This window comes from Bacillus sp. FMQ74, assembly GCF_001875785.1.
Taxonomy (GTDB): Bacteria; Bacillota; Bacilli; order Bacillales; family Bacillaceae; genus Bacillus; species Bacillus stercoris.
Map to the genome: position 1 here is coordinate 746,929 of NZ_MOEO01000001.1, position 15,286 is coordinate 762,214.

A 15,286-nucleotide genomic window follows, 5' to 3' on the forward strand; every position below is an offset into this window, starting at 1 on the left:
ATCACCTTTTTTCAAGAAAAATGTGTAATATACATACTCTTGTTTAAACATATAAGGAGGAATACAAATGGCAATTACTGCACAGCAAGTAAAAGAACTGCGTGAAAAAACTGGCGCGGGCATGATGGATTGTAAAAAAGCGTTAACTGAAACTGACGGAGATATGGACAAAGCAATTGACCTTTTAAGAGAAAAAGGGATTGCAAAAGCAGCGAAAAAAGCTGACCGTATCGCAGCAGAAGGTTCTACTCTTATTAAAACTGACGGCAACAAAGGTGTTATCCTAGAAGTAAACTCTGAAACTGATTTCGTTGCGAAAAACGAAGGCTTCAAAGAGCTTCTTAACACTTTAGCTGACCACCTTCTTGCAAACACGCCAGCAGATGTTGAAGAAGCAATGGGCCAAAAAATGGAAAATGGTTCAACTGTTGAAGAGTACATCACAAGCGCAGTTGCTAAAATCGGTGAGAAAATCACTCTTCGCCGCTTTACAGTTCTTACAAAAGACGACAGCTCTGCTTTCGGTGCTTACCTTCACATGGGCGGCCGCATCGGCGTATTAACTGTTCTGAACGGTACAACTGATGAAGAAACTGCGAAAGATATCGCAATGCACGTTGCTGCAGTTAACCCTCGTTACATTTCTCGTGATCAAGTATCTGAAGAAGAAACAAATCATGAGCGTCAAATCTTAACTCAGCAAGCCCTCCAAGAAGGTAAACCTGAAAACATCGTAGCGAAAATGGTTGAAGGCCGTCTGAACAAATTCTTCGAGGAAATTTGTCTATTAGACCAAGCGTTCGTTAAAAACCCAGATGAAAAAGTGAAACAAGTTGTTGCAGCGAAAAACGCTACTGTTCAAACTTTTGTCCGCTATGAAGTTGGAGAAGGCATCGAAAAACGTCAAGAAAACTTTGCTGAAGAAGTAATGAACCAAGTGAAAAAATAATGGTGAAAAGATTTCGCGGCTAAGTCGCGACTTTTCAGGCAGTATAGGGGACACATTTTGTGTTCCCTATTTTTAAAACTATATTTACAAACCTTTTTTTCTCTTGCATAATAGAAAACGGCAATGTTTACACTTGGAGGTTATCATGGAAAAACCAAAATACAAACGTATCGTATTAAAGCTTAGCGGGGAAGCATTGGCAGGAGAGCAGGGAAATGGAATTAACCCAACTGTCATTCAATCCATTGCAAAGCAAGTGAAAGAAATCGCTGAGCTTGAAGTCGAAGTGGCTGTTGTAGTAGGCGGCGGCAACCTATGGCGCGGAAAAACAGGAAGTGACCTGGGAATGGACCGCGCGACTGCTGACTATATGGGAATGCTGGCGACAGTAATGAATTCGCTTGCTCTTCAAGACAGCTTGGAGACACTCGGAATCCAGTCCAGAGTGCAAACATCCATTGAAATGAGACAAGTTGCTGAACCGTACATAAGAAGAAAAGCGATACGCCACTTAGAGAAAAAACGTGTCGTTATTTTCGCCGCGGGCACAGGGAACCCATATTTCTCAACTGATACGACAGCTGCACTGCGGGCTGCTGAAATTGAGGCAGACGTTATTTTGATGGCTAAAAATAATGTTGACGGTGTGTATAATGCTGATCCTAGAAAAGATGAATCAGCTGTTAAGTATGAATCACTTTCTTATCTTGACGTTCTTAAAGACGGCCTGGAAGTCATGGATTCAACAGCATCATCTTTATGCATGGATAATGACATTCCGCTTATCGTCTTTTCTATTATGGAAGAAGGAAATATCAAACGTGCCGTTATCGGTGAATCAATCGGAACGATCGTGAGGGGGAAATAACGTGTCAAAAGAAGTATTAACTCAAACAAAAGAAAAAATGGAAAAAGCAATTGCTGCTTATCAGCGCGAATTGGCTACTGTACGCGCAGGCCGTGCAAATCCATCTTTATTAGATAAAGTAACGGTTGAATATTACGGGGCACAGACACCTTTAAATCAGTTGTCTTCTATTAACGTGCCTGAAGCTCGTATGCTCGTTATCACGCCATACGACAAATCAGCAATCGGGGATATCGAAAAAGCGATTTTAAAAGCTGACTTGGGTCTTACACCAACAAGTGACGGCAATATGATTCGAATCGCAATTCCGGCACTAACAGAAGAGAGACGGAAAGAATTAGTGAAAGTTGTAAAAAAATATGCTGAAGAAGCAAAAGTAGCTGTCCGTAACGTTCGCCGTGATGCTAACGATGATCTCAAAAAGCTTGAGAAGAACGGAGACATTACTGAGGATGAACTGCGTGCTTCCACTGAAGACGTTCAAAAACTGACAGATGAATATGTGTCAAAAATTGACAGTGTCACAAAAGACAAAGAAAAAGAAATCATGGAAGTTTAATGAAAAACTATGTACAATAGATAATAGTGAAAAGACCCTCTCATGTTTACAGGGGGTTTTTTTGTTAATACTGTTGATTACATTGATTATCAGCAGGGAATGTAACCTTTTTGGGTGACGGAGGAATCTCATGCTCAACATACTCAAAAATTGGAAGAATCAGCAAACTGCGGCTTCCAACTTAGAACGTTATACAAAAGAAGACATACTTAAGGGAGAAATTCCCGAACACATCGCCATTATCATGGATGGAAATGGCCGTTGGGCTAAAAAACGCTCTCTTCCCAGAATTGCAGGCCACCATGAAGGGATGAAGGTGGTAAAAAGGACAACGAAGCTCGCAAACGAATTAGGTGTCAAAGTGCTGACATTGTATGCATTTTCAACAGAAAACTGGAAAAGACCGAAAATGGAAGTCGATTTTTTGATGAAGCTTCCGGAAGAATTTTTGAATACGTATCTTCCAGAGCTTGTTGAGGAAAATGTACAGGTTCGGATCATTGGGGATGAAACGGCTTTGCCGGCGCATACATTGCGTGCGATTGAAAAGGCTGTTCAGGATACGGCGCAAAATGATGGAATGATCCTTAATTTTGCTCTTAACTATGGAGGCCGTACTGAAATTGTCACTGCTGCAAAATCACTCGCGGAAAAAGTGAAGGAAGGCTCTTTGAATATTGAAGACATTGATGAATCGCTTTTTTCTACTTATTTAATGACTGAATCTTTGCAGGATCCTGAACTTTTAATTCGAACGAGCGGCGAGATAAGACTGAGTAACTTTATGCTATGGCAGGTGGCCTACAGTGAATTTGTCTTTACTGACGTCTTGTGGCCTGATTTCAAAGAAGATCACTTCTTACAGGCGTTAGGAGAGTTTCAGCAGAGAGGCCGGAGGTTTGGCGGAATTTAGAGGATGGTGGACATGAAACAAAGAATTTTGACAGGTGTTCTGGCAGCAATTGTATTTTTATTTTTGGTTATTGTCGGGAAATTGCCGTTCACCATATTAATTTATGCTATGGGCAGTGTGGCGCTTTTTGAACTTTTACGGATGAAAAAGCTGAAGATGATTTCACTGCCGGGTTTGATCGGTCTTTTATTATTGTGGATGTTCTTATTGCCAAGCCAGTATTCGTTTTTCGAAGCGGACGGAATTTCCAAAATGGAAATCGCTTTGTTTGCGGTATTGCTATTGCTGACTTACACAGTGTTGGTCAAGAACACCTTTACTTTTGATGAAGTCGGGTTTATTACGCTTGCCGCAATCTACATCGGAATGTGTTTTCATTATTTTATCGAAATCAGAAATCTTGACCAATACGGATTAACATACATTTTTTATGCGTGTGTTGTCATTTGGTCCACTGATTCCGGTGCATATTTTGTCGGTAAAGCGCTTGGGAAGCGAAAACTGTGGCCTGAAATCAGTCCGAATAAAACAGTGGAAGGGTTTGCAGGCGGAATTGTCATCGCACTTGTATTGGCGACGATTTTTCAGCTTGTGGCACAACTTCCGATCCCGTATATCTATCTGCTGCTGATCACGCTGTTTTTGTCTGTTTTTGGACAACTGGGAGATTTAGTGGAATCCGCGTTGAAGAGACATTACGATGTAAAGGATTCTGGGAATATTCTTCCCGGGCATGGCGGTATATTAGACCGTTTTGACAGTTTCTTGTTTGTCATGCCTTTCTTGTACTTTCTGCTTGCCCTTTTTTCATAAAAAAGTCTAATATGAATATGAGACTGATCATGCAGCAATAAGAATAGGAGTAGTGGCAACTTTGAAAAATATTTGTCTTTTAGGAGCAACAGGATCAATCGGCGAACAAACTCTTGACGTACTGCGTGCGCATCAAGATCAATTTCAGCTGGTATCTATGTCGTTTGGCAGAAATATTGATAAGGCCGTTCCGATGATTGAGGCCTTTCAGCCGAAGTTTGTCTCTGTCGGTGATCTGGATACATATCATAAATTAAAACAAATGTCTTTTTCTTTTGAATGCCAAATCGGGCTGGGAGAAGAAGGACTGATAGAAGCAGCAGTGATGGAGGAGGTTGACATTGTTGTCAACGCTTTGCTCGGAAGCGTCGGTCTTATCCCGACGTTAAAGGCAATTGAACAGAAAAAAACAATTGCGCTTGCAAATAAGGAAACTCTTGTCACTGCAGGGCATATAGTAAAAGCACATGCCAAGAAATATGATGTTCCGCTGCTGCCTGTTGACAGTGAGCATTCAGCCATTTTTCAAGCCCTTCAAGGCGAACAGGCTAAAAACATTGAACGCCTCATCATTACGGCATCCGGCGGAAGTTTTCGGGACAAGACGCGGGAGGAGCTCGAATCAGTAACAGTTGAAGATGCATTAAAACATCCAAACTGGTCAATGGGTGCAAAAATTACAATTGATTCGGCTACAATGATGAATAAGGGATTAGAGGTGATCGAGGCACACTGGCTTTTCGATATACCTTATGAACAAATTGATGTGGTTTTACATAAGGAGAGCATCATCCATTCAATGGTTGAGTTTCATGATAAAAGTGTAATCGCACAGCTTGGAACTCCGGATATGAGAGTCCCCATTCAATATGCGCTCACATATCCTGACCGGTTGCCATTACCAGATGCGAAAAGGCTTGAATTATGGGAAATCGGCAGCCTTCATTTTGAGAAAGCTGATTTTGGCAGGTTCCGATGCTTACAATTTGCTTTTGAATCAGGTAAAATAGGAGGAACAATGCCGACAGTGCTAAATGCGGCAAATGAAGTAGCTGTCGCTGCCTTTTTAGCCGGCAAGATACCGTTTTTGGCTATTGAAGACTGTATCGAAAAGGCACTAACCCGCCATCAATTAATGAAAAAACCGAGCCTGGCGGACATTCAAGAAGTGGACAAAGATACCCGGGGATACGTCAATTCAATACTCACATAAGGTGGTATGTTCGTGAATACAGTTATAGCGTTTATCATTATTTTCGGAACGCTCGTTTTCTTCCATGAACTGGGCCATTTATTGCTAGCCCAAAGAGCGGGAATTCTCTGCCGTGAATTTGCGATCGGCTTCGGTCCAAAGATTTTTTCTTTCAAAAAAAATGAAACAGTTTATACGATCAGGCTGCTTCCGGTCGGCGGATTTGTTCGTATGGCCGGCGAAGATCCGGAAATGATTGAGGTGAAACCCGGATACACGGTCGGGCTTCTGTTTAATAAAGAAGATCAAGTTGAGAAAGTCATCATCAATCAAAAGGAAAAATATCCGGATGCTTTAGTCATTGAAGTGGAAACTGCGGATTTAGAGCATGACATGAAGATTACCGGGTATGAACAAGGGAAAGAGGACGAACTTTCCAGCTTTATGGTCAGCGAAACATCCTTTTTCATTGTAGACGGAGAAGAAGTGCAGATTGCGCCGTATAATCGCCAATTTGGTTCCAAACCTGTGTGGCAGCGGATCAAAGCAATTGCTGCAGGACCGATTATGAACTTTATTTTAGCTTACGTCATTTTAGTGATGCTTGGGCTGATTCAAGGTGTACCGTCAAATGAGCCTATGCTCGGACAGCTGACAGACAATGGACGGGCGGCCGAAGCAGGGCTAAAAGAAGGGGATTACATCCAAAGCATCAACGGGGAAAAAATGAGGTCTTGGACTGACATTGTCTCTGCTGTAAAAGAAAACCCGGAAAAAGAAATGGACGTTGCAGTAAAAAGAGATAACAAAACGCTTCATATTTCAGTGACTCCGGAAGCTGTTAAAGATGAGAACAAAAAAACAATCGGACGTTTCGGCTCCTATGCGCCGACTGAAAAAGGCGTACTTTCAGCGGTGGCTTATGGCGCGACATCAACCGTTGATGTCACCAAAGCCATTTTAACCAACCTGAGCAAATTAGTAACAGGCCAATTTAAACTTGATATGCTGTCAGGTCCTGTCGGCATATATGATATGACAGACCAAGTGGCGAAAACAGGGATCGTGAACTTATTTCAGTTTGCTGCGTTTTTAAGCATTAACCTTGGGATTGTCAACTTGCTTCCGATTCCGGCACTTGACGGAGGAAGACTGTTATTTCTATTTATTGAAGCGATTCGGGGCAAACCGATTAACAGGGAAAAAGAAGCATTTGTTGTGTTTATCGGAGTAGCTTTCTTAATGCTTCTTATGCTGGTCGTCACATGGAACGATATCCAGCGGCTGTTTTTGTAAACGAAAAGTAAATCAATCAGAGGTGCGAAGAAATGAGACAAAGCTTGACGCTTATTCCTACGCTCCGTGAAGTTCCAGCTGATGCCGAAGCAAAAAGTCATCAGCTTCTTCTGAGAGCAGGATTTATCAGACAAAATACGAGCGGGGTATACAGCTATATGCCTCTTGCGTATAAGGTGATTCAAAACATTCAGCAGATTGTTCGAGAAGAAATGGAGAAAATTGATGCCGTAGAAATGCTCATGCCCGCATTGCAGCAGGCTGAGACATGGCAGGAATCAGGCAGATGGTATACGTATGGTCCCGAACTGATGAGACTAAAAGACCGTCATGGCCGTGAATTTGCTTTAGGGGCAACGCATGAAGAAGTTATCACTTCGCTTGTTCGCGATGAGGTTAAATCTTATAAGCGTCTCCCTCTGACTCTGTATCAAATTCAGTCTAAGTTCAGAGATGAAAAACGTCCTCGCTTCGGTTTGTTAAGAGGCCGCGAATTCATTATGAAGGATGCGTACTCATTCCATGCATCTGCAGAGAGCCTGGATGAAACGTATCAAAAAATGTACGAGGCCTATTCTAATATTTTTGCCCGCTGCGGAATTAATGTAAGACCTGTTATTGCTGATTCAGGCGCAATGGGAGGAAAGGATACGCACGAATTTATGGCGCTTTCTGCGATCGGAGAGGATACGATTGCGTATTCTGATGAATCACAGTACGCGGCTAATATCGAAATGGCTGAAGTTCTTTTCCAGGAAGTCCCTTCAAATGAAGAGCCTAAAGCTCTAGAGAAGGTTCATACGCCTAATGTGAAAACAATTGAAGAACTGACTGCGTTCTTACAGGTTTCTGCTGAAACATGCATTAAGTCAGTATTGTTTAAAGCCGATGACCGTTTTGTCCTAGTGCTTGTTAGAGGGGACCATGAGGTTAACGATATTAAAGTGAAAAACTTGCTCCATGCAGAAGTTGTAGAGCTTGCCACACATGAAGAGGTCATTCAGCAGCTCGGAACAGAACCAGGGTTTGTTGGACCTATAGGTATTCATCAGGATGTGGAAGTATATGCCGATCAAGCTGTGAAGACAATGATTAATGCTGTTGCCGGAGCAAATGAAGGAGATCATCATTATAAAAATGTCAATGTGAATCGTGACGCGCAAATTAAAGAATTTGCTGATCTTCGTTTTATTAAGGAAGGCGACCCTTCACCAGACGGTAAAGGAACGATCCGTTTTGCTGAGGGGATCGAGGTCGGACAAGTCTTTAAGCTTGGAACACGCTATTCAGAAGCGATGAATGCGACATATTTAGATGAAAATGGACGCGCTCAGCCAATGCTGATGGGCTGTTACGGAATCGGCGTGTCAAGAACGCTTTCTGCTATTGCTGAACAGCATCACGACGAAAAAGGCTTAATATGGCCAAAAAGCGTTGCACCATACGATCTTCATATTCTTGCTTTGAACATGAAAAACGATGGGCAAAGAGAGCTTTCTGAAAAGCTGTATGCCGATTTAAAAGCTGAAGGCTATGAAGTGCTCTATGACGACCGTGCTGAGCGTGCCGGCGTAAAATTCGCTGATTCAGATCTAATCGGCCTTCCAATCCGCATCACTGTCGGAAAACGGGCTGACGAAGGCATTGTCGAAGTGAAAATCCGCCAAACAGGTGAGTCAACTGAGATTTCAGTTGACGAATTATCCGCATTTATCAGCAAGCAGTAATCACCATAACGATTTAACAAAAAACATGTTAAAATAGAAATAATAGAAGGTACCTCATTGCCTGAGGTACCTTCACTTATGATGTTTTTAGGGGGGATACTGTCTTAATGGAACAGTTATCAGTAAACAGAAGGCAGTTTCAAATTCTTCTGCAGCAGATTAATATGACAGATGATACCTTCATGACATACTTTGAAGATGGCGAGATTAAAAAGCTGACAATACACAAAGCTTCTAAGTCTTGGCATTTTCATTTTCAATTTAAATCTTTGCTGCCTTTTCAAATATATGACACATTAACAACGAGGCTGACCCAGTCGTTTGCCCACATAGCAAAAGTGACATCTTCAATTGAAGTTCAGGATGCCGAGATCAGTGAAAGTATCGTTCAAGACTACTGGTCACGCTGCATTGAAGAACTGCAGGGCATTTCGCCGCCGATTATCAGTCTTTTAAACCAGCAAAAACCGAAGCTGAAGGGCAATAAACTGATTGTCAAAACCAAAACGGATACAGAAGCGGCTGCGCTAAAGAACAAATACAGTTCCATGATTCAAGCAGGCTACCGTCAATTTGGCTTTCCGGATCTTCAGCTTGATGCTGAAATATTTGTATCCGAGCAGGAAGTTCAAAAGTTTCGGGAGCAAAAGCTTGCAGAAGACCAAGAGCGGGCTATGCAGGCCTTAATTGAAATGGAGAAGAAAGATAAAGAAAGTGATGAAGACCAAGCTCCATCTGGTCCTCTTGTTATCGGTTATCAAATTAAAGATAACGAGGAAATCCGGACACTTGACAGCATCATGGACGAGGAACGGAGAATTACGGTCCAAGGTTATGTGTTTGATGTGGAGACGCGCGAGCTGAAGAGCGGACGCACGCTGTGCATCTTTAAAATTACAGACTATACAAATAGTATTTTAATCAAAATGTTTGCACGTGAAAAAGAAGATGCGGCATTGATGAAGTCTCTGAAAAAAGGAATGTGGGTAAAAGCACGCGGAAGCATTCAAAATGATACATTTGTCAGAGACCTTGTCATGATCGCAAATGACGTAAACGAAATAAAAGCAAAAACCCGTGAAGATTCAGCACCTGAAGGAGAAAAAAGAGTGGAATTGCATCTGCATTCCCCAATGAGCCAAATGGATGCTGTTACGGGTATCGGAAAGCTTGTCGAACAGGCGAAAAAATGGGGGCATGAGGCCATCGCTTTGACTGACCATGCTGTCGTTCAATCCTTCCCTGATGCGTATTCTGCGGCCAAAAAGCATGGAATTAAAATGATTTACGGGATGGAAGCGAATCTCGTGGATGATGGTGTGCCAATTGCTTATAACGCTGCACATCGTCTGCTCGAAGAAGAAACATATGTTGTTTTTGACGTTGAAACGACAGGATTGTCTGCTGTATACGACACCATTATTGAGCTGGCTGCAGTAAAAGTAAAAGGCGGGGAAATTATTGATAAATTTGAGGCGTTTGCGAACCCGCATCGTCCGCTTTCAGCCACAATCATAGAGCTGACAGGCATCACCGATGATATGCTACGCGACGCACCGGATGTCATAGATGTTATAAGAGATTTTAGGGAATGGATTGGCGATGATATCCTTGTCGCTCATAATGCAAGCTTTGATATGGGATTCTTAAATGTAGCCTACAAAAAGCTCCTTGAAGTCGATAAAGCTAAAAACCCGGTCATTGATACACTTGAACTTGGCCGTTTTCTCTATCCGGAATTTAAAAACCACCGGTTGAACACACTGTGTAAAAAGTTCGATATCGAACTCACACAGCACCACCGTGCGATCTATGATACTGAGGCGACTGCTTATTTGCTTCTTAAAATGTTGAAAGACGCAGCTGAAAAAGGCATTCAATATCATGATGAGCTGAATGAAAATATGGGTCAGTCCAATGCTTATCAAAGATCAAGGCCGTATCATGCCACATTGCTTGCTGTGAACAGCACGGGACTCAAAAATTTATTTAAGCTTGTGTCACTTTCTCATATTCATTATTTTTACAGAGTGCCCCGTATTCCGAGATCTCAGCTTGAGAAATACAGGGAAGGGCTTCTGATCGGTTCAGCCTGTGACAGGGGAGAGGTTTTTGAGGGAATGATGCAAAAATCGCCTGAAGAGGTGGAAGATATCGCGTCATTCTATGATTATCTTGAGGTTCAGCCGCCTGAAGTGTACCGTCACTTGCTGGAGCTTGAACTGGTCCGCGATGAAAAAGCGCTGAAAGAAATTATTGCGAATATCACGAAGCTGGGGGAAAAGCTTAATAAACCGGTTGTTGCTACAGGAAATGTTCATTACTTGAATGATGAGGATAAAATCTACAGAAAGATTTTAATATCCTCACAAGGCGGGGCAAATCCGCTGAACAGGCACGAACTGCCAAAAGTGCATTTCAGAACGACAGACGAAATGCTTGAAGCTTTTTCTTTCTTAGGCGAAGAAAAAGCGAGGGAAATCGTAGTCACCAATACCCAAAAGGTTGCTTCTTTAGTTGATGACATCAAGCCGATTAAAGATGATTTATATACGCCGAAAATCGAAGGCGCCGATGAAGAGATCAGAGAAATGAGCTATCAGCGTGCAAGAAGCATTTACGGGGAAGAGCTGCCTGAAATTGTCGAAGCACGGATTGAAAAAGAATTAAAGAGTATCATTGGCCACGGCTTTGCTGTTATTTACTTGATCTCTCACAAACTTGTAAAACGTTCACTAGATGACGGGTATCTCGTTGGTTCCCGTGGTTCCGTAGGATCTTCATTAGTTGCGACACTTACTGAGATTACTGAGGTAAACCCGCTGCCGCCGCACTATGTTTGTCCTGAGTGCCAGCATTCTGAGTTCTTTAATGACGGTTCTGTCGGTTCTGGTTTTGACCTGCCTGACAAAACATGTCCTCATTGCGGAACACCTTTGAAAAAAGACGGTCATGATATTCCATTTGAAACGTTCTTAGGATTTAAAGGGGACAAAGTACCTGATATCGATTTGAACTTCTCGGGAGAATATCAGCCGCAAGCACACAATTACACAAAAGTACTGTTCGGAGAAGACAATGTATATCGTGCGGGTACAATAGGCACGGTGGCAGAAAAAACAGCCTACGGTTATGTAAAAGGCTATGCCGGAGACAATAATCTTCATATGCGCGGTGCCGAAATAGATAGGCTCGTACAGGGATGCACAGGTGTAAAACGTACAACTGGACAGCACCCAGGCGGTATTATCGTAGTTCCGGATTATATGGATATTTATGATTTTTCACCGATTCAGTTCCCGGCAGATGCCACAGGTTCAGAGTGGAAAACGACTCATTTTGATTTCCACTCCATCCATGACAACCTGTTAAAACTGGATATTCTCGGACACGATGATCCGACTGTCATTCGGATGCTTCAAGACTTAAGCGGAATAGATCCAAAAACAATTCCGACGGATGATCCTGAAGTGATGAAGATCTTCCAGGGAACCGAATCACTAGGTGTGACGGAAGAACAGATTGGCTGTAAAACGGGCACTCTTGGAATTCCTGAGTTCGGAACCCGATTTGTCCGGCAGATGCTTGAAGATACAAAGCCGACAACTTTTTCAGAGCTCGTTCAGATTTCAGGCTTGTCTCACGGAACTGATGTATGGCTAGGCAATGCGCAGGAGCTCATCCACAATAATATTTGTGAGCTGAGTGAGGTTATCGGCTGTCGTGATGACATTATGGTTTATTTAATCTATCAAGGCCTTGAGCCGTCCCTTGCCTTTAAAATCATGGAATTTGTGCGTAAAGGAAAAGGATTAACGCCTGAATGGGAAGAAGAAATGAAAAATAACAATGTCCCAGACTGGTATATTGATTCTTGTAAAAAGATTAAATACATGTTCCCGAAAGCTCACGCCGCGGCATATGTATTAATGGCAGTCCGCATTGCTTACTTTAAAGTGCATCATGCTCTTTTGTATTATGCGGCTTATTTTACCGTTCGTGCAGATGACTTTGATATCGATACAATGATCAAGGGCTCTACAGCAATCAGAGCGGTAATGGAGGATATAAACTCTAAAGGACTTGATGCTTCACCGAAGGAAAAGAACCTTCTGACTGTTTTAGAATTAGCGCTTGAGATGTGTGAGAGAGGCTATTCATTCCAAAAAGTCGATTTATATCGCTCCAGCGCAACAGAGTTTATTATTGACGGCAACAGTCTTATACCGCCGTTTAACTCTATTCCAGGATTAGGGACGAACGCTGCTTTGAACATTGTAAAAGCTCGCGAAGAAGGCGAATTCCTCTCAAAAGAAGATTTGCAAAAGAGAGGGAAAGTATCAAAAACGATTTTAGAGTATTTAGATCGCCATGGCTGTCTGGAGTCACTGCCTGATCAAAACCAATTGTCACTGTTTTAACATGGAAAGCAGAATTTCTCGGAAATTCTGCTTCTATGCATACATAAGCGCAAAAAGTGTCATCGTAATATTAGAGTTTCTGTCACTTGCTTAGGTATGAAGGTAAGCGTATATCCATTTGCAATAAAAATATGGTTATGGTATAGTTTTATTGGAAATGCTAACGATTACCGAGGCAAAGAGTGGGGAAACCCGCTCTTTTGTATTGAACAAGAGAATTTTGTCTCGACATGTTCATCGTTTACTTTTTAGCCCCTGCTCTTTTGAAGCAGGGTTTTTATGCAGAGTGACGAGACGAATATGAGATCGACAGCACAAGGAGGAAGAACATGAGCAAAAAAGTGACTGACACCGTTCAAGAAATGGCTCAGCCAATCGTAGACAGCCTTCAGCTGGAACTCGTTGACATTGAATTTGTCAAAGAGGGCCAAAGCTGGTTCCTTCGCGTGTTTATTGATTCCGATGACGGTGTGGATATTGAGGAATGTGCCAAAGTAAGCGAAGCTTTAAGCGAAAAGCTTGATGAGGCAGACCCAATCAGCCAAAATTACTTTCTTGAAGTCTCATCTCCCGGAGCTGAGCGTCCGCTAAAGAAAAAAGCCGATTTCGAAAAATCACTTGGGAAAAATGTATACATTAAGACGTACGAGCCTATTGAAGGCGTAAAAGTGTTTGAAGGTGAACTGGCTGAATTTGATGGACAAACAGTGACAGTTGAGATCACGATCAAAACAAGAAAGAAACGGATCAATATTCCGTATGAAAAGATAGCTAATGCAAGATTAGCTGTTACATTCTAATGAATACAAATGTTTTAAGGGGGGAGACCGTTAAATGAGCAGTGAATTATTAGATGCTCTCACGATTCTTGAAAAAGAAAAAGGCATCAGTAAAGAAATTATCATTGAAGCAATCGAAGCTGCGTTAATTTCTGCTTATAAGCGGAATTTTAATCAAGCGCAAAATGTACGGGTGGATCTAAACCGTGAAACTGGCTCCATCCGTGTATTTGCAAGAAAAGATGTCGTTGACGAAGTATACGACCAGAGATTAGAGATTTCTATTGAAGAAGCGCAGGGCATCCATCCGGAATATATGGTCGGCGATGTCGTCGAAATCGAAGTAACTCCTAAGGATTTCGGGCGCATAGCTGCTCAAACAGCGAAGCAGGTCGTCACACAGCGTGTGCGCGAAGCTGAGCGCGGTGTGATTTATTCTGAATTTATCGACCGTGAAGAAGACATCATGACAGGTATCGTCCAGCGTCTTGACAATAAATTTATCTATGTGTCTTTAGGCAAAATAGAAGCCTTGCTGCCGGTTAATGAGCAAATGCCGAATGAAAGCTACAAGCCTCATGACCGCATTAAGGTATATATCACAAAAGTAGAAAAAACAACGAAGGGCCCGCAGATCTACGTTTCAAGAACACATCCAGGCCTGTTAAAGCGTTTGTTTGAAATTGAAGTTCCTGAAATTTATGATGGAACTGTCGAGCTAAAATCTGTTGCCAGAGAAGCCGGCGACCGTTCAAAAATTTCTGTTCGCACAGATGATCCTGATGTGGATCCTGTCGGTTCATGCGTAGGCCCTAAAGGCCAGCGTGTGCAAGCAATCGTCAATGAATTAAAAGGTGAAAAAATTGACATTGTCAACTGGTCCAGTGATCCTGTAGAATTTGTCGCGAATGCGCTCAGCCCTTCCAAAGTGCTTGATGTCATCGTTAATGAAGAAGAAAAAGCGACAACTGTTATTGTTCCTGATTACCAGCTGTCTTTGGCGATTGGCAAAAGAGGACAAAACGCACGCTTAGCTGCTAAACTGACAGGCTGGAAGATTGATATTAAGAGCGAAACAGACGCAAGAGAACTTGGAATCTATCCGAGAGAACTTGAAGAAGACGATGAGCCGCTCTTTACAGAGCCTGAAACTGCTGAATCGGATGAATAAGAGGTGACTTTAGGTGAATAAACACAAAAAGATCCCATTACGCAAATGTGTAGTGACTGGTGAAATGAAGCCTAAAAAGGAACTGATCCGAGTTGTACGGTCGAAAGAAGGCGATATCTCAGTAGACCCGACCGGCAAAAAGAACGGGCGGGGTGCTTATTTAACGCTGGATAAAGAGTGCATCTTAGCAGCAAAAAAGAAAAACACTTTGCAAAATCAATTTCAATCACAAATCGATGACCAGATTTTCGATGAATTGCTGGAACTGGCGGAAAAGGTGAAAAAATAAAATGTCTGGAATGGAATGGTTTCCCTTGCTGGGTCTGGCCAATCGAGCTCGTAAGGTCGTGTCAGGCGAAGACTTGGTGATAAAAGAAATCAGGAATGCGCGTGCAAAGCTTGTCCTGCTTACAGAGGATGCATCATCTAACACAGCAAAAAAAGTAACCGACAAGTGCAATTATTATAAAGTCCCTTATAAAAAAGTCGAGAGTCGCGCGGTTCTTGGACGCTCTATCGGTAAAGAAGCCCGTGTCGTTGTCGCCGTCACTGACCAAGGTTTTGCGAATAAGCTAATCAGCTTGCTCGATTAATATTT

At 42.4% G+C, this 15,286-nt stretch carries 13 protein-coding genes; all 13 read left to right on the plus strand.

Going from position 1 to position 15,286, the window contains the following annotated elements; genetic code table 11:
- Positions 1 to 67 precede the first annotated feature (67 nt).
- Entirely contained in the window at positions 68 to 949 is an 882-nt protein-coding gene (gene tsf / locus BLL41_RS04005; RefSeq protein WP_071576862.1) for a translation elongation factor Ts, read from the plus strand.
- Between the two features lie 145 nt (positions 950 to 1,094).
- A complete protein-coding gene (pyrH, locus tag BLL41_RS04010; protein ID WP_003220923.1) occupies positions 1,095 to 1,817 on the plus strand; it encodes a UMP kinase in 723 nt (240 codons plus the stop codon).
- A gap of 1 nt (position 1,818) precedes the next feature.
- Entirely contained in the window at positions 1,819 to 2,376 is a 558-nt protein-coding gene (gene frr, locus BLL41_RS04015; RefSeq protein ID WP_071576863.1) for a ribosome recycling factor, read from the plus strand.
- A gap of 130 nt (positions 2,377 to 2,506) precedes the next feature.
- Positions 2,507 to 3,289 (plus strand): undecaprenyl pyrophosphate synthase, encoded by a 783-nt coding sequence (locus BLL41_RS04020; RefSeq protein ID WP_040083163.1) that lies wholly within the window; start codon positions 2,507 to 2,509, stop codon positions 3,287 to 3,289.
- A 3-nt stretch (positions 3,290 to 3,292) separates the two neighbouring features.
- The gene (cdsA, locus tag BLL41_RS04025; protein WP_083427915.1) at positions 3,293 to 4,102 is read left to right on the plus strand and encodes a phosphatidate cytidylyltransferase; all 810 of its coding nucleotides are present in this window, start codon (positions 3,293 to 3,295) and stop codon (positions 4,100 to 4,102) included.
- Between the two features lie 61 nt (positions 4,103 to 4,163).
- Positions 4,164 to 5,315 carry a 1-deoxy-D-xylulose-5-phosphate reductoisomerase gene (gene dxr, locus BLL41_RS04030; protein WP_071576865.1) on the plus strand — a complete coding sequence of 384 codons (1,152 nt, stop codon included), beginning with the start codon at positions 4,164 to 4,166 and terminating at the stop codon, positions 5,313 to 5,315.
- A 6-nt stretch (positions 5,316 to 5,321) separates the two neighbouring features.
- Positions 5,322 to 6,590 (plus strand): RIP metalloprotease RseP, encoded by a 1,269-nt coding sequence (gene rseP / locus BLL41_RS04035; protein WP_083427916.1) that lies wholly within the window; start codon positions 5,322 to 5,324, stop codon positions 6,588 to 6,590.
- 32 nt (positions 6,591 to 6,622) lie between these two features.
- On the plus strand, positions 6,623 to 8,317 hold the full coding sequence (proS, locus tag BLL41_RS04040; RefSeq protein ID WP_071576867.1) for a proline--tRNA ligase: 1,695 nt from the start codon (positions 6,623 to 6,625) through the stop codon (positions 8,315 to 8,317).
- Positions 8,318 to 8,424: 107 nt separating this feature from the next.
- On the plus strand, positions 8,425 to 12,738 hold the full coding sequence (locus BLL41_RS04045) for a PolC-type DNA polymerase III (protein WP_071576868.1): 4,314 nt from the start codon (positions 8,425 to 8,427) through the stop codon (positions 12,736 to 12,738).
- Between the two features lie 329 nt (positions 12,739 to 13,067).
- Positions 13,068 to 13,538, plus strand: coding sequence for a ribosome maturation factor RimP (gene rimP / locus BLL41_RS04050; RefSeq protein WP_003220940.1), 471 nt, complete (start codon positions 13,068 to 13,070; stop codon positions 13,536 to 13,538).
- 34 nt (positions 13,539 to 13,572) lie between these two features.
- A complete protein-coding gene (nusA, locus tag BLL41_RS04055) occupies positions 13,573 to 14,688 on the plus strand; it encodes a transcription termination factor NusA (RefSeq protein WP_003231912.1) in 1,116 nt (371 codons plus the stop codon).
- 13 nt (positions 14,689 to 14,701) lie between these two features.
- Entirely contained in the window at positions 14,702 to 14,977 is a 276-nt protein-coding gene (gene rulR / locus BLL41_RS04060; protein ID WP_014663996.1) for a glucose-induced regulator RulR, read from the plus strand.
- Between the two features lies 1 nt (position 14,978).
- Complete coding sequence (locus BLL41_RS04065) at positions 14,979 to 15,281, plus strand: YlxQ family RNA-binding protein (protein WP_003220946.1); 303 nt, start codon at positions 14,979 to 14,981, stop codon at positions 15,279 to 15,281.
- Positions 15,282 to 15,286: the final 5 nt, after the last annotated feature.